17 protein-coding genes and 1 pseudogene are annotated in these 18,605 nt (G+C 61.1%); 9 read left to right on the top strand and 9 right to left on the bottom strand.

What is annotated here, in order from left to right; genetic code table 11:
• Positions 1 to 269: 269 nt before the first annotated feature.
• The 6 genes from HX783_RS19075 to HX783_RS19050 form a co-directional block, all read right to left on the bottom strand.
• On the bottom strand, positions 270 to 1,040 hold the full coding sequence (locus tag HX783_RS19075) for an electron transfer flavoprotein subunit beta (protein ID WP_177017907.1): 771 nt from the start codon (positions 1,038 to 1,040) through the stop codon (positions 270 to 272).
• 10 nt (positions 1,041 to 1,050) lie between these two features.
• Positions 1,051 to 2,271, bottom strand: coding sequence for an electron transfer flavoprotein subunit alpha/FixB family protein (locus HX783_RS19070; protein ID WP_177017906.1), 1,221 nt, complete (start codon positions 2,269 to 2,271; stop codon positions 1,051 to 1,053).
• On the bottom strand, positions 2,271 to 4,214 hold the full coding sequence (dgcB, locus tag HX783_RS19065; protein ID WP_177017905.1) for a dimethylglycine demethylation protein DgcB: 1,944 nt from the start codon (positions 4,212 to 4,214) through the stop codon (positions 2,271 to 2,273). The genes HX783_RS19070 and dgcB overlap by 1 nt, the downstream gene beginning before the upstream one ends.
• A gap of 149 nt (positions 4,215 to 4,363) precedes the next feature.
• Complete coding sequence (gene dgcA / locus HX783_RS19060; protein ID WP_177017904.1) at positions 4,364 to 6,424, bottom strand: dimethylglycine demethylation protein DgcA; 2,061 nt, start codon at positions 6,422 to 6,424, stop codon at positions 4,364 to 4,366.
• 16 nt (positions 6,425 to 6,440) lie between these two features.
• Positions 6,441 to 6,971 carry a DUF5943 domain-containing protein gene (locus HX783_RS19055; RefSeq protein WP_128588989.1) on the bottom strand — a complete coding sequence of 177 codons (531 nt, stop codon included), beginning with the start codon at positions 6,969 to 6,971 and terminating at the stop codon, positions 6,441 to 6,443.
• 77 nt (positions 6,972 to 7,048) lie between these two features.
• Positions 7,049 to 8,026, bottom strand: coding sequence for a dipeptidase (locus HX783_RS19050; protein ID WP_177017903.1), 978 nt, complete (start codon positions 8,024 to 8,026; stop codon positions 7,049 to 7,051).
• A 218-nt stretch (positions 8,027 to 8,244) separates the two neighbouring features.
• Here HX783_RS19050 and HX783_RS19045 point away from each other — a divergent pair, with 218 nt between their 5' ends.
• Genes HX783_RS19045 through HX783_RS19035 form a run of 3 tightly spaced genes read left to right on the top strand, consistent with a single transcriptional unit; the run spans position 8,245 to position 9,627 of the window.
• Complete coding sequence (locus HX783_RS19045; protein WP_056857778.1) at positions 8,245 to 8,646, top strand: lysozyme inhibitor LprI family protein; 402 nt, start codon at positions 8,245 to 8,247, stop codon at positions 8,644 to 8,646.
• 39 nt (positions 8,647 to 8,685) lie between these two features.
• Entirely contained in the window at positions 8,686 to 9,168 is a 483-nt protein-coding gene (locus tag HX783_RS19040) for a hypothetical protein (RefSeq protein WP_177017902.1), read from the top strand.
• A 42-nt stretch (positions 9,169 to 9,210) separates the two neighbouring features.
• A complete protein-coding gene (locus HX783_RS19035; RefSeq protein WP_177017901.1) occupies positions 9,211 to 9,627 on the top strand; it encodes a DUF3010 family protein in 417 nt (138 codons plus the stop codon).
• A gap of 125 nt (positions 9,628 to 9,752) precedes the next feature.
• On the opposite strand, the gene HX783_RS19030 is transcribed toward HX783_RS19035, so the two are convergent.
• Complete coding sequence (locus HX783_RS19030; RefSeq protein ID WP_177017900.1) at positions 9,753 to 10,931, bottom strand: AAA family ATPase; 1,179 nt, start codon at positions 10,929 to 10,931, stop codon at positions 9,753 to 9,755.
• A 68-nt stretch (positions 10,932 to 10,999) separates the two neighbouring features.
• The gene (locus HX783_RS19025) at positions 11,000 to 11,944 is read right to left on the bottom strand and encodes a GlxA family transcriptional regulator (RefSeq protein WP_177017899.1); all 945 of its coding nucleotides are present in this window, start codon (positions 11,942 to 11,944) and stop codon (positions 11,000 to 11,002) included.
• 194 nt (positions 11,945 to 12,138) lie between these two features.
• Here HX783_RS19025 and HX783_RS19020 point away from each other — a divergent pair, with 194 nt between their 5' ends.
• The 6 genes and pseudogenes from HX783_RS19020 (at position 12,139) to HX783_RS18995 (ending at position 16,890) form a co-directional block, all read left to right on the top strand.
• Positions 12,139 to 13,083 (top strand): choline ABC transporter substrate-binding protein, encoded by a 945-nt coding sequence (locus tag HX783_RS19020; protein ID WP_177017898.1) that lies wholly within the window; start codon positions 12,139 to 12,141, stop codon positions 13,081 to 13,083.
• Positions 13,084 to 13,160: 77 nt separating this feature from the next.
• Positions 13,161 to 14,048, top strand: a complete 888-nt coding sequence (locus HX783_RS19015; RefSeq protein WP_159960491.1) for a 3-keto-5-aminohexanoate cleavage protein — start codon at positions 13,161 to 13,163, stop codon at positions 14,046 to 14,048.
• A gap of 178 nt (positions 14,049 to 14,226) precedes the next feature.
• A complete protein-coding gene (locus HX783_RS19010; RefSeq protein WP_177017897.1) occupies positions 14,227 to 15,192 on the top strand; it encodes an L-carnitine dehydrogenase in 966 nt (321 codons plus the stop codon).
• A gap of 120 nt (positions 15,193 to 15,312) precedes the next feature.
• Positions 15,313 to 15,792 (top strand): thioesterase family protein, encoded by a 480-nt coding sequence (locus HX783_RS19005; RefSeq protein WP_177017896.1) that lies wholly within the window; start codon positions 15,313 to 15,315, stop codon positions 15,790 to 15,792.
• 13 nt (positions 15,793 to 15,805) lie between these two features.
• Positions 15,806 to 16,314: pseudogene (locus HX783_RS19000) on the top strand (TauD/TfdA family dioxygenase); the annotation flags it as partial.
• 312 nt (positions 16,315 to 16,626) lie between these two features.
• Positions 16,627 to 16,890: a hypothetical protein gene (locus HX783_RS18995; RefSeq protein ID WP_177017895.1), complete on the top strand. Its 264-nt coding sequence runs from the start codon at positions 16,627 to 16,629 to the stop codon at positions 16,888 to 16,890.
• A 106-nt stretch (positions 16,891 to 16,996) separates the two neighbouring features.
• Here the strand turns inward: HX783_RS18995 and HX783_RS18990 are convergent, their stop codons facing one another.
• Positions 16,997 to 18,100, bottom strand: coding sequence for a GlxA family transcriptional regulator (locus tag HX783_RS18990; protein WP_005792167.1), 1,104 nt, complete (start codon positions 18,098 to 18,100; stop codon positions 16,997 to 16,999).
• Positions 18,101 to 18,605 lie beyond the last annotated feature (505 nt).

The following is an 18,605-nucleotide window of genomic DNA, read 5'->3' as shown; positions in this document are numbered from 1 at the left end:
GTCTGGATCGGCGAATTAAGTTATTCATGGAAAAACCCTGGAAAAACCGTCAGTTAGCCTGGTTGTTTTTCGTACAGAGGGCTGCAGGGCTTGAGTTACCGGGGGTGTGGACAACCGCGAACAGGTTATCCACAGGTGGGTCAACAGGGATTGTGGGTAAGGCCATAGGTCCAATGTGGGAGCGGGCTTGCTCGCGAAGGCGGTGGATCAGTCAACACATGTATCGACTGACACGCCGTCTTCGCGAGCAAGCCCGCTCCCACATTTAATTAGCGCACCACGCCTTCTTCGATGAGCAGCTTGAGAATGGCTTCAGCACCCGCCTCAGGGCTCAACCCCTTGAGCACTTGCCCACCGCCACCACTGGCCTTGGCCGTGGCAGCCTTCATACGGTCCGCACCACTCTTGGCCTTGATCACCTTGAGGCGCTTGGGCCGTGGCTTGGCGGGTTGCAGCAGTGCGTCTGTGAATAACTCGTCCTGTTCGATCTCGACTTCATGGGCCGCCAGCTCACCGCGCTGTGCAGGGCCATAGGCGCTCTGGCGTGGCTTGGGCGCGGCGTTATCCACCGTGGCCAGAAACGGCAGGCGCACTTTCAAGCGCCGCCGCTGCCCACGCGGCAACGCCTGCAGCACGTGGGCTACACCGCCTTCGATGGACTCCACGTGCGCCAGCCCGACAATCAGCGGCCAACCCAGTTGCTCGGCCAGCAGGAACGGCAACATGCCCGAGCCTTCGCCGGTTTCCGCCTGGCTGCCGGTCAGCACCACTTGGGCGCCGGCACCGCGCAAATACTCACTGAGTACCGGCAAGGCATCGGAACCTGCCGGCTGTTCCAGCACCTGCAATTGTGGCAAGCCCATGCCCAGGTAACTGCGCAACGTAGGCTCGTGAATATCGCCGGCATGCAGCACCTGCAACTTATCCCCAGCCATTTGCAGGCCCAGCTCGACCGCCCGGGCATCTTGCTCGGCGCGACGTGGGCGGCCTGAGGTCGGATGGGCGCCGATGGACACCAAGCTGATTACATTCGTGGTCATGGTCATGTCCTTAAGCCGCGTCGCGCTTGGCGCCGCTGCGGTAGGCCTCGACCGCAGCGATCAAGGCTTGCAGAATCGCGGCGCTCTCGCCGATCACCGACAGGTCGGCACGCTTGATCATGTCGCAGCCCGGGTCGAGGTTGATCGCCACCACCTTGTCGCAGGCACCGATGCCTTGCAGGTGCTGGATCGCCCCGGAAATCCCCACGGCCACGTAAACCCGCGCCGTGACCCACGTGCCGCTGGCGCCGACCTGGCGATCACGCGCCATAAAGCCATCGTCCACTGCCACCCGTGACGCACCTTCGGTGGCGCCCAGTGCGGCGGCGGTCTGGTGGAACAGTGCCCAATCCTTCACGCCGTTGCCGCCGGAGAAAATGAATTCGGCTTCGGCCATCGGAATCGCGGCCGGGTCCACCGCCACCGCGCCGAGGTCTTCGATGCGCGGCAAGCTGCGCGCCAGGGGTGTGGATAACTCCATGGCCAACACTTCGTGACGCGTTTCACTGACCGGATCGGCACATTCGGCCGCCGCGAGAATCAGGCGTGGCAATGGTCGGGCCAAATCTTCCTGGCCCGCACCGGCGCGGCCGATGCACGCTCCGTCCTTGATCTGCCACACGCGTGTGGCCGGGCGTTCCTTGAGGCTCGCAGCAAAACGCCGCCCCAGTTCGCCGCCGCCACTGCGGCTGTCCGGCAACAGCCAATGGCGTGGGTTGTACTGGTTATCCACAGCCCGCAGGCCGTGCACACGTTGTTCCGGTGAATAACCTTCGAATTCGTGGCCGTCCAGCACCAACAGCCGGTCGACGCCCGCCGTGGCAAAGGCACTTTCCTTGTGTTCGCCAAACACCACCGCCAGCACCGCCCCGTCGCTGCCGGCGAGTTGCCGCGCCAAGCCGAGTAGATCGCGGTCGTGGCTGCTGAGGCGGCCACCGACCATGTCCGGCACCACGTTGATGTAGAACGCCGGGGCTGTCACCTGATGCAATGGCAACTGCACGTCCACTGCCGCCGTGCGCTTGACCGCGCCGCCCTGCTGGGCACCGCTGCGGTCGATACGCTTGAGGCCGTTGGGGCCGATAAAACCCACACCGTGCAGGTTTTTGCGGATGACGCCGTTAGGCCCCATCCAACTGTGGAGCGCCGGCTGCATCGCCGCATGCAGCGGGTGCAGGCGGTTGCGGGCGATCCATTCGGCCCGTGGGTCGCGGCGGATAATGTCGCTCATCAATGCACCTCCGCAGGTTCACGCTTAATCGGGGCTTTTGCCGGGGCGGCGTCTTCGAGCAAAGCATCGGCGACCAGTTCGGCAATGTCTTTGATCAACGGGCGCGGTTCAACCACACCTTCGAGCATCGCCGTGCACTGCGGGCAACCCACGGCCACCAGCTCGGCGCCGGTCTCGCGGATGTCTTCCATGCGCATGTCGGGGATACGTTGCTTGCCGGGAATGTCGGTGATCGGTGCACCGCCACCGCCGCCGCAGCAGCGTGAACGGAAGCCCGAGCGTTGCATCTCCTTGACCTCGATGCCCAGCGCGCGCAGCACTTGGCGCGGCGCCTCGTATTCGCCGTTGTAGCGGCCCAGATAACAAGGGTCGTGATAGGTCACGCTGTTGCCCTTGTGCTCGCCCAGGTTCAGCGCGCCGTCGCCGATCAACTCGGCCATGAAGGTGCTGTGGTGCTGCACCAGGTAGTTGCCATTGAACGCGCCGTACTCGTTTTTCAGCACGTGGAAGCTGTGCGGGTCGCAGGTGACGATGCGTTTGAAGCCGTATTTTTCCAGCGTCTGGATATTGCGCGTGGCCAGCAGCTGGAAGGTGGCTTCATCGCCCAGGCGCCGCGCGACGTCACCGCTGTCACGCTCCTCCAGGCCAAGTACCGCGAAGTCGACCTTGGCCGCCTTCAGCACTTTGACGAACGCGCGCAGGGTGCGTTGGTTGCGCATGTCGAAGGCGCCGTCGCCGACCCAGAACAGCACATCGCAGCTGCCTTTTTCGCTCAACAACGGCAGGTTCAAATCCGCTGCCCAGTTCAGCCGACCGCCCGGTGCGAAGCCGCCAGGGTTGTCGGTGGCGATCAGGTTTTCCAGGACTTCGGCGCCCTTGTTTGGCGTGGCACCTTTTTCCAGGGTGAGGTGGCGGCGCATGTCGACGATGGCGTCGACGTGCTCGATCATCATCGGGCACTCTTCCACGCAGGCGCGGCAGGTGGTGCACGACCACAGGGTTTCAGCATCCACCAGGCCGTTGACGATCGGCTGGTGTGGGTTGCCGCTGTGTTCGCCAACAGGTTTGCCGGGATACGGGCTGCCGGCGAACTTGGCATCGGTGCCACCGGCCAGGCCGACCACCATGTCCTGGATCAGCTTTTTCGGGTTCAGCGGCTGGCCGGCGGCGAACGCCGGGCACGCCGCTTCGCACTTGCCGCATTGCACGCAGGCGTCGAAGCCGAGCAGTTGGTTCCAGGTGAAATCCTTGGGTTTTTCCACGCCCAGCGGCGCGGTTTTGTCGCTCAAGTCCAGCGGCTTCAAGCCAGTGGAACGGCCGCCGCCAAAGCGCTCGGCGCGTCGGTGCCAGGCCAGGTGCAGGGCACCGGCGAAGGCGTGTTTCATCGGGCCGCCCCAGGTCATGCCGAAGAACATCTCGCTCACGCCCCACAGCACGCCCACGCTCAACAACGCGGCGAGCAGCCAGCCGCCGAAGTCAGCGGGTAGGATGCCGGCGACCGGCAAGGTCACCACAAAGAAGCTCACCGAGAACGCCATCAGGCTTTTCGGCAGGCGCATCCACGGGCCTTTCGACAAGCGCGCAGGCGGGTTGCGACGGCGCAGGTAGACGAAGGTGGCGCCAACAAACATCAGCACCGAGGCCAGCAGCAAGGCGTAGCCGAGGATGCGGTTATGCAGGCCGAAACCGTGCACCAGAATCGCCAGCAACGCCGACAGCACAAAGCCTAGGGCGGTGGCGACGTGGGTGTTGGCAATGTATTTGTCGCGGGCGACCACGTGGTGCAGGTCGACCATGTAGCGCTTGGGCATGGCCAGCAGGCCGCCGAGCAAATCGACTTTGGAGGCACGGCCACGGCGCCACATGTTCACCCGGCGCAGCGCGCCGAGGACGGCAAGGCCCAGGGCGGCAAAGAGCAGGATGGGAAGAAGGATGTTCAACATGGTGAAGCTCCCAAAGACCACGGGGTCAATGATCGTCCCCACGCTCTGCGTGGGGATGCATCCTGTGACGCTCTGCGTCACGACCTAAGAGCGGACGCGAAGCGTCCAGGGCGGCATTCCCACGCAGAGCGCGGGAACGATCAAGTGGGTCAGAAATCCTTGCACAGGCGCAGGGCGTCATAGATCGCGGCGTGGGTATTGCGCTGCGCCACACAGTCACCGATGCGGAACAGCAAGTACCCCTCGCCCGGCTCGCTCAGGCACGGCTGCGGTTTGATCGCGAACAGGGCCTCGATGTCCATCTGGCCTTTGTTGCGCGAACCTTCCTTGAGCCCGTAATAGAGCGCTTCGTCCGGGCGCACACCGTTCTCGACAACAACCTGATCGACCACGCGTTCTTCCTTGGCGCCGGTGTATTCGTTCTCCAGCACCGCCACCAGCTTGTCGCCTTCGCGGTAGACCTTTTCCAGCATCATGTCGCCGGTCATGATCACTTCCTTGGGGTACATGCTGCGGTAGTAAGTCGGGAACGACGTACCGCCGATGGCCACGCCTGGCTTGATGTCGTCGGTGACGATCTCGACCTGGCTGCCTTTGTCCGCAAGGAAATCCGCCACCGACATGCCGGTGAATTCGCAGATGGTGTCGTAGACCAGCACGTTCTTGCCCGGCGCCACCTTGCCGTCGAGCACATCCCAACTGCTCACCACCAGGCCTTCCGCCGCGCCCCAGTGTTCGTTCTGCTCCAGGAACGGATGCCCGCCCACAGCCAGCACCACCACATCCGGGCGCAGGTCGAGGATCGCATCGGCATTCGCCGCCACGCCCAGGCGCAGATCAACGTTCAATCGCGCCAACTCCAGCTGGAACCAGCGCGTGATGCCGGCAATCTGGTCGCGCTGCGGCGCCTTGGAGGCGGTAGTGATTTGCCCGCCGATGAATTCTTTCTTCTCGAACAGCGTCACGTCGTGGCCACGCTCGGCGGCAACGCGGGCAGCTTCCATCCCGGCCGGGCCGGCACCCACCACCACGACTTTGCGTTTGGGCCCTGTGGACTTCTCGATGATGTGCGGCACGCCCATGTATTCACGCGAGGTCGCGGCGTTCTGGATGCACAGCACGTCCAGCCCTTGGTACTGGCGGTCGATGCAGTAGTTGGCGCCGACGCATTGTTTGATCTGGTCGACCTGGCCCATCTTGATCTTGGCGATCAGGTGCGGGTCAGCGATATGGGCGCGGGTCATGCCGACCATATCCACATAGCCGCCTTCCAGAATGCGCGTGGCCTGGTTCGGGTCCTTGATGTTCTGCGCGTGCAGCACCGGGGCCTTGACCACTTCCTTGATACCGGCGGCCAGGTGCAGGAAAGGCTCCGGTGGATAACTCATGTTCGGGATCACGTTGGCCAGGGTGTTGTGGGTGTCGCACCCCGAGCCGACCACACCGATAAAGTCGAGCATGCCGGTGTCGTCGTAGTACTTGGCGATTTGCTTCATGTCCTCGTGGGACAAGCCGTCCGGGTGGAATTCGTCGCCGCACAGGCGGATGCCCACGCAGAAATCCGGGCCGACTTCCTTGCGCACGGCCTTCAACACTTCCAGGCCGAAGCGCATGCGGTTTTCGAAACTGCCGCCCCATTCGTCAGTGCGCTTGTTGACCCGTGGGCTCCAGAACTGGTCGATCATGTGCTGGTGCACCGCCGACAGTTCCACGCCATCCAGGCCACCGGCCTTGGCCCGCGCCGCCGCAGTGGCGTAGTTGCCGATCACGCGCCAGATTTCTTCCGGCTCAATGGTTTTGCAGGTCGCACGGTGCACCGGCTCGCGGATGCCCGACGGCGACAGCAGCGTCGGCCAATGCTCGCCGTCCCAGCGCGAACGACGGCCCATGTGGGTAATCTGGATCATGATCTTGGCGCCATGCTTGTGCATGGCATCGGCCAGGTTCTGGAAGTGCGGGATGATGCGGTCATCGGCCAGGTTTACCGATTTCCACCAGCCTTGCGGGCTGTCGATGGCCACACTGGAAGACCCGCCGCAGATCGCCAGGCCGATCCCGCCCTTGGCTTTCTCTTCGTAATACTTCACATAGCGGTCGGTGGTCATGCCGCCGTCGGTGGCATACACCTCGGCGTGGGCGGTACTGAGCACGCGGTTGCGGATGGTCAGTTTGCCGATCTGGATCGGCGCGAACATTGCTTCGAAAGCCATGGCACGGTTCCTCGACTTACAACGGCTTGACGGTGAACAGGCCGTCGTCGTGGCCCTCTTCGGAGCCTCCGTAGACTTGTTCGGCTACGGTGCGGATGTTGCTGCCACGCGCCTGCAGAATCTGGTCCATGGCGCCGGCAAACCAGCCGGTGAACATGTAGTCGACCTTGCGCCCAACCTTGCCGTACACGTAGACGAAGGCCGAGTGTTCGAGCTTGACGCTGGCGGTACCTTTGTCGAGGTCAATGTCCTGGATCTTGAACAGGCCCCAGCCGCGTTGCGACAGGCGCTTCATGTAGTGCTCAAATACCGCGACGCCTTCCAGGCCGTGGCATTCAGCTTCTTTTTCACACCAGTGCCAGGCGGATTTGTAGCCGGCCTTGTAGAGGATTTCGGCGTAGGCATCTGCGCCCAGCACTTCTTCGATACCGATGTGGTTGTTGACGAAGAAATGGCGCGGCACATACAGCATCGGCAGGGCGTCGGAGGTCCAGACACCGGTTTCGCTGTCGACTTCGATAGGCAATTGCGGGGCGATCTTGGCCATGGAAACTTAACTCCAGAAAATTCGTTTGGATGCCCCAGGCACCGGATGGCCTGGGGAAAAGAAATGTTGGCGGTGGCTTATTCGCCCCAGACGTCCTTCAGGACATTGACCCAGTTTTCGCCCATGATTTTGCGCACCACGCGCTCGCTGTGACCGCGCTTGAGCAGGGTCTCGGTGAGGTTGGGGAACTCGCCCACGGTGCGGATGCCCAGCGGGTTGATGATCTTGCCGAAGCTGGTCAGGCGGCGGGCGTAGCCCTTGTCGTGGGTCAGCATTTCGAAGAAATCCTGGCCATGGCCCTGGGTGAAGTCGGTGCCGATGCCGATGGCGTCTTCGCCGACGATGTTCATGGTGTATTCGATGGCTTCGGCGTAGTCGTCGATGGTGGAATCGATGCCCTTGGCCAGAAACGGCGCAAACATGGTCACGCCGACAAAACCGCCGTGGTCCGCAATAAACTTAAGCTCTTCATCGGACTTGTTGCGCGGGTGCTCTTTAAGACCTGAAGGCAGGCAGTGGGAGTAGCACACCGGTTTTTTCGATTCGAGGATGACTTCTTCGCTGGTCTTGGAGCCGACGTGGGACAGGTCGCACATGATGCCGACGCGGTTCATCTCGCCGACGACTTCACGGCCAAAGCCCGACAGGCCGCCGTCGCGCTCATAGCAGCCGGTGCCGACCAGGTTCTGGGTGTTGTAGCACATCTGTACAACGCCCACGCCGAGCTGCTTGAAGATCTCGACGTAGCCCAACTGGTCTTCAAACGCATGGGCGTTCTGGAAGCCGAAGATGATGCCGGTCTTGCCCTGCTCCTTGGCTTGGCGGATGTCGGCGGTGGTTTTCACCGGGATCACCAGGTCGCTGTTCTCACGGATCAGGGTCTGGCTGGCCACGATGTTATTGATCGTGGCCTGGAAGCCTTCCCACACCGACACCGTGCAGTTGGCGGCGGTCAGGCCACCTTTGCGCATGTCCTCGAACAGGTCGCGGTTCCACTTGGCAATGATCAGCCCGTCGATAACGATGCTGTCGGCGTGCAATTCGGCTGGGCTCATCAGGCGTCCCCTTATTGGCGATTCATGCGCCGAATCGTCTGCCGGCGCTTTGGGGCCAGCATATGCCCAGGGGCTGAAAGAACCGGGTGCAAAAACGACAGGGGAATTGCCGAAAGCGTCAATCCGCGACAAAGGCCTACATGACACGTCTGACTGACGACTGTTCTTTGTCTTACGCTTGAGCCAGAATTCCGCATCACCTGATATGAGACGGCGCAATGAAATCGATTTTCCTGGCTTTGGCACTCATCGCAACCGGCGTCCACGCGGCCGAAGACACGGACAATACGCCGTGCGATGGCATCGAGAACGACAAGCAAACCCTGGAATGCGCCACCTACAACAAGACCACCGCCGAGCAATTGCTCAAGGATAACTATCAAGGCTTGCTGGAACGCATGGGTTCGACCTATGGCAGTAACAAGTCGCAACTGGCCGACATTACCGCTCGTCTGAAGGATGCCCAACAAAAATGGGAAAAACTGCGTGACGCCGATTGCGCTGTGGACACCTTCCCGGCGGTGAATGGCAGCAAGGACTACGCGATCCAGCAGAATGACTGCCTGGCGCGGATGAGTGATGAGCGGTCGGAGTTTTTGGAGTCGATTGGGCAGGAATAAGTCGGTTTAATCGCTGAAAATCATTGAAAAGGACGTCACATGTACTACCCACGCGAAGCGCAACGGGATTTCCTGTTCACGCGCGCCACGCTGCTGTTCGTTTCCATGCTGGTACTGTCGCTGATGCTGTTCCTGTCCAAGGACAAGGGCGCACCTTATGCAGTGATCAACGTGTCGCCCGTGGAGACGATGGGGCAAATCACCCAACTTGAAAGCGTCGGCCCTCGGGATTCAAGCACCAACGTGTATTACGCCTTCGACCACCAAGGCCAGCGCGAAGAAGGCATGGTGAACAACAGTAGCTATGTCGAAGACCGAGGCTACACGGTTGGCGGCCCGGTCGAGGTGGTGTACTCAAAGTGGTTCCCGACGGTGCATAACATCAAGGCTAACCTGAAATCCAGCTCACCCAACTTCTACATCATGAGCGTCAGCGCCGGCTTGATGATTCTGTGCTTGATCCTGATGTTCTGGACGATCCACAAAATCTACGCACATAAAGAGGAAGATCGGCACTACTGATACCTGATCCCCCAGCCCTCCTCCCTCTCAATAGGCTAATGCATGACTATCTGCGGCATCGAAATCAAAGGCAGCGAAGCCATCATCGCTGTCGCCTCGCTGGACAGCCAGGCGCTGACACACGTCGCCCTCGCCACCAAGAAAATCGCCCTCGAAGATGACGATGAAGCGGCCAACGTCAAAGCCTTCGCCGCCCAGGTGAAGGCTTTCGTACAGGCGAACGCGATCACCCGCATTGCGATCAAGAAGCGCAGCAAAAAAGGCGAATTCGCCGGTGGCCCGACCACATTCAAGATTGAAGGTGTGTTTCAGTTGCTGGACGGCGTTGAGGTGATGCTGTTGTCGCCGCAGACCATCAATGCGCAGAACAAGAAACACAACTTTGAGCTGCCGGCGACGCTGAACAAGTATCAGCATGAGGCCTACAAAACAGCGTGTTCGGCACTGGTAAAGAAGTAAGCCACACCACAAATCCCCTGTGGGAGCGGGCTTGCTCGCGAATGCGGAGTGTCAGGTTAAACATCTTTCACTGACCCACCGCATTCGCGAGCAAGCCCGCTCCCACATTTGATGCGTGTTGCCCTTCAGTGAGATGTACGGCTTCTGTGCAGCAGCCAATCGCCAAAAGACTTGTCTTCCAGGGCATAGCCGCCCCGGCTCGACTTCCACACCAGCTCCTTGTCGCGCAACGCATCGATGCAGGCCTGAATGGTCTGGGTGCCTGGCACCACGTCGCTGCCCATGTCTTCCAGCGCTTTGCTGACTGCCGTGAGGGTGCTGTCGGTAAACGGCGCGAAAGGTTGGTTGTTTTGCGAACGCTCCACCATCACTTCCAGCACCGCGCGCTGTGGGATGGTGAGGTTGTTCCAGGCGCTTTCGAACTCCGTCCACACGCCCGCGCGCAAAAACTCGGCGCGGCTGTGCAGCAGTTGCCCCAAATTGCTTGCCTCGCCCAACTCCAAGGCCACTTCACCGATGATGGTGCGCAGCATCTCGGGGCGACGGCCTACCAACTCGAACGCCTCATCAATATCGGCGGCGTTGAATTGATTGGTGTTGGCCAGGTGCGCGTTGAGGTGCACGGTGTACGCTTGGGTGAACTCTTTGCCGAGCAAGGGGAATGGCGTGATGCTGGAGCCGAAGAACGGCTGACTTTTACCGAGAACCAAATGTGCCAGCTTGTCGCGATTGGAACCGGTGAACACCAAGTGCAAGCCACTGCCCTCCTCGTCACGGCCTTGGTTGAGCTGATCCCGGGCGGCCTTCAACGCGAACATCGCGTTGATACCTGACTCGGTGGTTAAGGCGTGCTGCGCTTCGTCAATCACCAGCACGACGGGTTTTTCCGCAGCACTGTGGAGCAATTCCAAGGCTTGGGTCAGCGTCGCACCGACAGGTAATTGTGGCTTGGTGAAGTCCCAGGAAAGGGTGCGCAGAAAGCTTAGTTTCTCGATACCGATGTTCTTGGCCAGTTTACGAATGCCCTTTTCATAAGGCACCAACGCAGCGGCAATCGCGCTGGCGATCAACTCAGCCGGATCTTTCTCTTTGTCCGCCCACAGATCTACATACACCGCCAGCCAGCCGCGCAGCTGGCACTCGGGAATCAGGTCTTCGCGCAAAAAGGTACTTTTGCCGGTACGACGCGGCGCCGCTAGGAACAGGCCGGAGGTGAAATCCTGAATACCAGCCCCCACCAATCCGTCAGCAATACTGCTTGCCAGAGCGGGGCGGCGAAACACGAAGCCGCTGTTCTTCGACATGCTTTTATACTCAATTATGGAAAGGACTATAAATTATAGTACCGAGTATAATTGACTATAATTGCCCGTCAAACCACCTCCCGTCGCCGATCCTCCCGCGGGCACTTGGCAAACCTTGCCCGATAGCTGCGGGTGAAATACGACGGCGACTCAAACCCGCATGCAATGCTCACCTCCAGCACACTCAGGTCGCTCTGGCGCAATAACTGCCGGGCTTTTTCCAGGCGCAGGCCGAGGTAGAAGTTGCTCGGCGTATCGTTCAAATGCAGACGAAACAACCGCTCCAACTGGCGCCGCGTGACTTTGATCGCGTCGGCCAATGCCAGGGTGCTCAGCGGCGGTTCGGTGTGTTGTTCCATCTCGCCAATCACCTGCACCAACTTCTTGTTGTTGATGCCGTAGCGCGTGGCGATCTGCATGCGCTGGTGGTCTTTGCGTGGGCGGATGCGGCTGAGTACGAATTGTTCGGAAACCTGGATCGCCAGCTCCGGGCCGTGGGCCTGGGCGATCAGGTCAAGCATCAGGTCGATGGACGCAGTGCCGCCGGCGCAGGTGATGCGGCGGCGGTCGATCTCGAACAGTTCCTGGGTCACCGTGAGCTGTGGATAGGACTCCTTGAAGGCGTCGATGGCTTCCCAGTGCAGGGTGAGGCGGTGGCCGTCGAGCAAACCGGCCTCAGCGAGCACACAGGCGCCAGTGTCGATGGCGCCAAGGGTCACGCCTTCATGGTCGAGGCGTCGCAGCCAGTGTTCCAGCGCGGGTGTGGTGAACTTCAAGGGTTCGAAGCCGGCAACCACCATCAGCGTCGCGCCTTTTTTCAGCGGTTCCAGTGCGGCGTCGGCGTTGACCGACATGCCATTGCTCGCCAGCACCGCGCCGCCGTCGGCGCTCAACACATGCCAGCGGTACAGCTCGCCACGAAAGCGGTTGGCCACCCGCAGCGGTTCCAGCGCGGAGATAAAGCCGATGGCCGAGAAACCCGGCATCAACAGAAAGTAGAAATCCTGGGACATGGTGGCGCTCTCGTAGGACGGGCAGCGTGGTCACTGTGATACGCCAGTTCAACGGGCCATTCAAGAGCACAGGTCGCTGCAGTGCAAGAGCGGGTCGCCGCCGTGCGTTTTGTCGGGCCCGAAGGTACGTAACTTGATCCCACGGCGCACAAAGACGCCGGCCCCCACAATAACGACCTGCCGAGGGATCCACCATGAACCGACTGATCAGCCGCTGCGTGCTTGCACTCAGCGCCAGCGCCATTTTGAGCACCAGCGTATTCGCGGCCGACGCAGAATCTTGCCGGAACGTGCGCATGGGCGTGGTGAACTGGACCGACGTAATCGCCACCAGCGCCATGACCCAAGTGTTGCTCGACGGCCTCGGCTACAAGACCAAACAGACCAGCGCCTCCCAGCAAATCATCTTCGCCGGCATCCGTGACCAACGCCTGGATATGTTCCTGGGCTACTGGAACCCGCTGATGACCCAGACCATCACGCCGTTCGTCGATGCCAAGCAAGTCAAAGTCCTCGAGAAACCCAGCCTGGAAGACGCCCGCGCCACCCTCGCCGTGCCGACGTACCTGGCGGACAAGGGCCTGAAAACCTTCGCCGACATCGCCAAGTTCGAAAAAGAACTGGGCGGCAAGATCTACGGCATCGAGCCAGGCTCGGGCGCCAACACCCAGATCAAGGCGATGATCGCCAAGAACCAGTTCGGCCTGGGCAAGTTCCAGCTGGTGGAGTCCAGCGAGGCCGGCATGCTCGCCGCCGTCGACCGCGCGGTACGCCGCAAGGAAGCCGTGGTGTTCTTCGGCTGGGCGCCGCACCCGATGAACGTCAACGTCGCCATGACTTACCTCACCGGCAGCGACGACGCCCTGGGCCCGAACGAAGGCATGGCCACGGTGTGGAGCGTCACCTCGCCGACCTACGCCGAACAGTGCCCCAACGTGCACAAGTTGCTGACCAACCTGACCTTCACCGCCGCCGACGAGAGCCGGATGATGCAGCCGTTGCTGGATCACAAGGACGCCATCGAGTCCGCCAAGCAGTGGCTCAAGGACCACCCGCAAGACCAGCAGCGCTGGCTCGAAGGCGTGACCACCTTCGACGGCAAGCCCGCCGCGGTCAACCTGCAACTGACCAGCAAATAACCTGATTCGAATCACCGTGTCGCAGCCGCTGTGGGCTGCGAACGGCATCACTACGCCCGCCTGTAAGGAACCGCCTCATGAACCACGACGTCATCATCACCTGCGCACTCACCGGTGCTGGCGACACGACCGGCAGAAGCCCACACGTGCCCGTCACGCCCAAACAAATCGCCGCCGCTGCCGTAGAAGCCGCCAAGGCCGGCGCGACCGTGGTGCACTGCCACGTGCGTGACCCCGAAACCGGCAAGTTCAGCCGCGACGTCGCGCTGTACCGCGAAGTGATGGAGCGCATCCGCGAGGCCGACATCGACATCATCGTCAACCTCACCGCCGGCATGGGCGGCGACCTGGAAATCGGCGGCGGCGAGAACCCCATGGAGTTCGGCCCCAACACCGACTTGGTCGGCCCGCTGACGCGCTTGGCGCACGTGGAAGAGCTGCTGCCGGAAATCTGCACCCTCGATTGCGGCACGCTGAACTTCGGCGATGGCGACACCATTTACGTGTCCACCCCGGCGCAATTGCGCGCTGGCGCCAAACGGATTCAAGAGCTGGGCGTTAAGCCTGAGCTGGAAATTTTCGACACCGGCCACCTGTGGTTCGCCAAGCAGATGATCAAGGAAGGCCTGCTCGACAACCCGCTGTTCCAACTGTGCCTGGGCATCCCCTGGGGCGCACCGGCCGACACCACCACCATGAAAGCCATGGTCGACAACCTGCCCGCCGACGCGGTGTGGGCCGGTTTCGGCATCGGCCGCATGCAAATGCCGATGGCCGCGCAAGCGGTGCTGCTGGGCGGCAACGTGCGGGTCGGCCTGGAAGACAACCTGTGGCTGGACAAAGGCGTGCTGGCCACCAACGGCCAGCTGGTGGAGCGCGCGAGTGAAATCCTCAGCCGCCTGGGCGCGCGGGTCATGACCCCGGCGGAAGGCCGAATCAAGATGGGCCTGACCAAGCGCGGCTAATTTTTCCAAACACTACTGCACCCTGTGGGAGTCGGGCTTGTGTGGGAGCGGGCTTGCTCGCGAATGCGGTGAATCAGTCACCGAATGCATCAACCGACATACCGCATTCGCGAGCAAGCCCGCTCCCACATTGAACCGGTTCCTCATACAGAATTTGCGAATACTTTAGGAAATTGCCATGAGCTTTATCACCGAAATCAAAACCTTCGCCGCCCTCGGCAGTGGCGTTATCGGCAGCGGCTGGGTGTCCCGCGCCCTCGCCCACGGCCTGGATGTAATCGCCTGGGACCCGGCGCCCGGCGCCGAAGCGGCCCTGCGCAAACGCGTCGCCAACGCCTGGGGCGCCTTGGAAAAACAAGGCCTGGCGCCAGGCGCCTCCCAAGACCGCCTGCGCTTTGTCGCCACTATCGAAGAGTGCGTGAAAGACGCCGATTTCATCCAGGAAAGCGCCCCGGAACGCCTGGAACTCAAGCTGCAATTGCACAGCAAAATCAGCGCGGCGGCCAAGCCGACGGCGTTGATTGGTTCAAGCACTTCAGGCCTGTTGCCGAGTGAGTTCTACGAGGGTTCCACTCACCCGGAACGCTGCGTGGTCGGCCACCCGTTCAACCCGGTTTACCTGCTGCCGCTGGTGGAAGTGGTGGGCGGAAAAAACACCGCGCCGGAGGCTATTCAAGCGGCGATCAAGGTGTATGAATCCCTCGGCATGCGCCCGCTGCACGTGCGCAAGGAAGTGCCAGGGTTTATCGCCGACCGCTTGCTCGAAGCGCTGTGGCGTGAGGCGCTGCACCTGGTCAACGACGGCGTGGCAACCACCGGCGAAATCGACGATGCCATCCGTTTTGGCGCCGGGCTGCGCTGGTCGTTCATGGGCACCTTCCTCACTTACACCCTGGCCGGAGGCGATGCCGGCATGCGGCATTTCATGGCGCAGTTCGGCCCGGCGCTGCAGTTGCCGTGGACGTATTTGCCGGCACCGGAACTGACCGACAAGTTGATTGATGATGTGGTGGATGGCACCAGTGAACAGCTGGGCAAGCACAGCATTTCGGCGCTGGAGCGCTATCGTGATGATTGCCTGTTGGCGGTGCTGGAAGCGGTAAAAACCACCAAAGCCAAACACGGCATGAGCTTCGCTGAATAACCGCTGTTGATTTCCTGTGGGAGCTGGCTTGCCTGCGATAGCGATGTACGACTCACCGCCGCCATCGCAGGCAAGCCAGCTCCCACATTTTGACCGAGTACATTGTTCGGAATCCACGCCATGCCTGCACTGACGACTTACACCACCAACATCAAGCCCGAATGGGTGGATTACAACGGCCACCTGCGCGATGCGTTCTACCTGCTGATCTTCAGCTACGCCACCGATGCGCTGATGGACACTCTGGGTTTGGACAGTGAAAACCGCGAGGCCAGCGGCCATTCACTGTTCACTTTGGAACTGCACCTGAACTACCTGCACGAGGTAAAACTGGGTGCCGAGGTAGAAGTGCACACCCAATTGATCGCCCACGATGCCAAGCGCCTGCACCTCTATCACAGCCTGCATGGGGTGGGCGACGACAAGGAACTGGCGGGCAACGAGCAGATGCTGCTGCACGTCGACCTCGCCGGCCCGCACTCAGCGCCCTTTACCGAAGCGACCCTGGAAAAACTCATCGCCATCAGCGCTGATCAGGCCGACCTGCCCCGGCCTGCCCTGCTCGGTCGTGTGATTGGATTGCCGCCCAAAAAACACTAAGGAATCGCCATGCAAACCGCCGCCGCTGTTGCCGATTTTCGTACTTGCACTGCCCCTATTCGACTATGCGGCCGTGATGGAAGACCCGAAAAGCCTGCTGCAATGGTTGCTGGCCTTGCGCGACTCGGGCCTCACGCAAATCCGTGGCGTGCCCACCGAACCCGGTTCCCTGGCGCTGATTGCCAAGCGCATTTCATTTATCCGCGAGAGCAACTTCGGCTTGCTGTTCAACGTGCAGTCCAAGGCCGATGCCGACAGTAACGCCTACACCGCCTTCAACCTGCCGCTGCACAGCGACTTGCCCACGCGCGAGCTGCAACCGGGGCTGCAATTTCTGCATTGCCTGTGAACGAGGCCACGGGCGGCGAGAGTATTTTTGTCGATGGGTTTGCCATCGCCCATGCACTGCGCACGGAAGACCCCGAGGCGTTTCGCGCGCGGTGTGAAATCCCCGTGGAGTTTCGCAATAAAGACCGTCACAGCGACTATCGCCGGCTGGCGCCGATCATTGCGCTGGATGCAAAGGTAGACCGAGGTGCGGGCTTGCTCGCGAAGAGGCCAGCACAGCCACCACAAATCCCAGACAAAAAAAGCCCCGATCAGCCGTGACCGGATCGGGGCAGAGTGCTTGGTGTGAGCGTGACATCCCGAGGGTGACCAAACCTTCAAGGTGCGTGCCTGGCATTCAGTGTGCCTATTACTTCTGTCGGTAAATGACCCGAAAACGACCTGCTCATAGCCATATGAGCCATTCGTTGAATCTGCGCTTGCCGACCGGTCGAGGGCCTACCAGAATCCAAGTCAATCCCCGCTCCCTACACCAGGATGAACGTCATGATGCACGCGGATTTGATTGACCAGGATGACCTGCTGGGCCAACTGCGCTCGCTGGGTTTTGAAGTGTCCAGCGGTGCTACCGCCGAGCAGGCCTGCGAGTGTGCGGTGCGCGGTTTGAGCGCGGCCCGGGCCAAGGCGCTCAAGGGCATGGTGGAACAGATGTACACCGGCAGCGCGACGATCCTGCCGGCGGTGCGGCAGGCGATCGACAAGCAGTTGTTGCCGGCTTTGGTGCAGTTCAGACAGAGTTCTGGTGCCTGATAGATCGCATTCGCGAGCAAGCCCGCTACCACATTTGACCGAGTTCCATCTTTGAAATGCTGTCGAATGTGGGAGCGGGCTTGCTCGCGAATGCAGGCGACTCGGGTTAGAGCCTTACACTCGCGAAAGTCGACTCGTTCCGAGCCTGGCTCAATGCCGACATCGGCCCCGACAACGGTGACAACACCAGCGCCTGCGGAATCGGCATCATCGCCACTTGCTGGGTGGTGTTGGACCCTACGCGCTCATCCCGTGGTGGAATGCCGAAGTATTCGCGGTAGCACTTGGAGAAGTGCGGCGTGGACACAAACCCGCACACCGAGGCCACTTCGATAATCGACATTGGCGTTTGCTTGAGCAATTGCCGTGCACGAATCAGGCGCAGCTTGAGGTAGTAGCGCGACGGCGAGCAGTGCAGGTATTTCTGGAACAGCCGCTCCAACTGGCGACGCGACACGGCGACGTACACCGCCAGCTCGTCCAGGTCGATCGGCTCTTCGAGGTTGGCTTCCATCAACGCAACGATTTCCTGCAGCTTCGGCTGGTTGGTGCCGAGCATGTGCTTGAGCGGCACGCGCTGGTGATCCTGTTCGTTGCGGATGCGTTCGTACACAAACATTTCGGAAATCGCGGCGGACAATTCACGGCCGTGGTCGCGGCTGATCAGGTGCAGCATCATGTCCAGCGGCGCGGTGCCGCCGGAGCTGGTGAAGCGGTTACGGTCGAGGGTGAACAGGCGTGTGCTCATGGCCACACGCGGGAAGGCTTCCTGCATCGACGCCAGGCATTCCCAGTGCACGCTGCAATCAAAACCGTCGAGCAAGCCGGCGCAGGCCAAGGCCCAACTGCCGGTGCACACGGCGCCAAGGCGACGCGACTGGCGCGCCTGGCTTTGCAGCCACGACACGTGCTCACGGGTAACGGTGCGCTGGATACCCACGCCGCCGCACACAATTACCGTGTCCAGGGCCGGGGCTTTGTGCATGGAGGCATCGGGGGTGATTTGCAGACCGTCGCTGGCCCACACCTGGTTTCCGTCGACACTCAGGGTTGTCCAGCGATACAGCTCGCGGCCGGACAGCTGGTTGGCCATGCGCAGGGGTTCCACTGCGGACGCCAGGGAAATCAGCGTGAAATTGTCCAGCAGCAAAAAGCCGATGGATTGAGGCGCACGGTTCTGGGGTTGAGCCCCGGAGTTGAACGACGTCATCGCGGTATCTCCTCACACAAAGCGGGTGATGGCCTCAGGCGAGGCTCTTGTTATTGCGCTCGCCCTGGAAAGGAGAGGCTTTGAATTGATAGAGCAAATGCCATGCCTAAAATTGAATGGCCATTCAATAACTCCTGAAAACGACCTGATGACGCGTCTATATAAGCCCGCGCAACGAGTGCGGGATATGCCCCGAAAAGGCCATTGGAGCGAGCCTGATCACGGGGTGTGAGCAGATCGGTAGCACTTGTGGGAAGGCGCTTTGAGCGCGTGGGAAAAGTCTGTCACCGCACGCACGGGTGACCGGTGGTCGGGCGAGGAATCGTCTGAGGGCTACTTGTCTGTTTGCGACGCGCTAAAAGGTGGCGCTTTTGGATCCGGGTGTTCACTTTATGAGCAGTGGTGCCGGGTCTACCGCATTCGCGAGCAAGCCCGCTCCCACACTTGACCGTATTCCTCCTGAGGAAACGCGGTCGAATGTGGGAGCGGGCTTGCTCGCGAATGC

Source organism: Pseudomonas sp. D2002, from assembly GCF_013385735.1.
Taxonomy (GTDB): Bacteria; Pseudomonadota; Gammaproteobacteria; order Pseudomonadales; family Pseudomonadaceae; genus Aquipseudomonas.
Note: the sequence above shows the minus strand (reverse complement) of the source record. Positions and strands in the feature narration are given on the sequence as shown.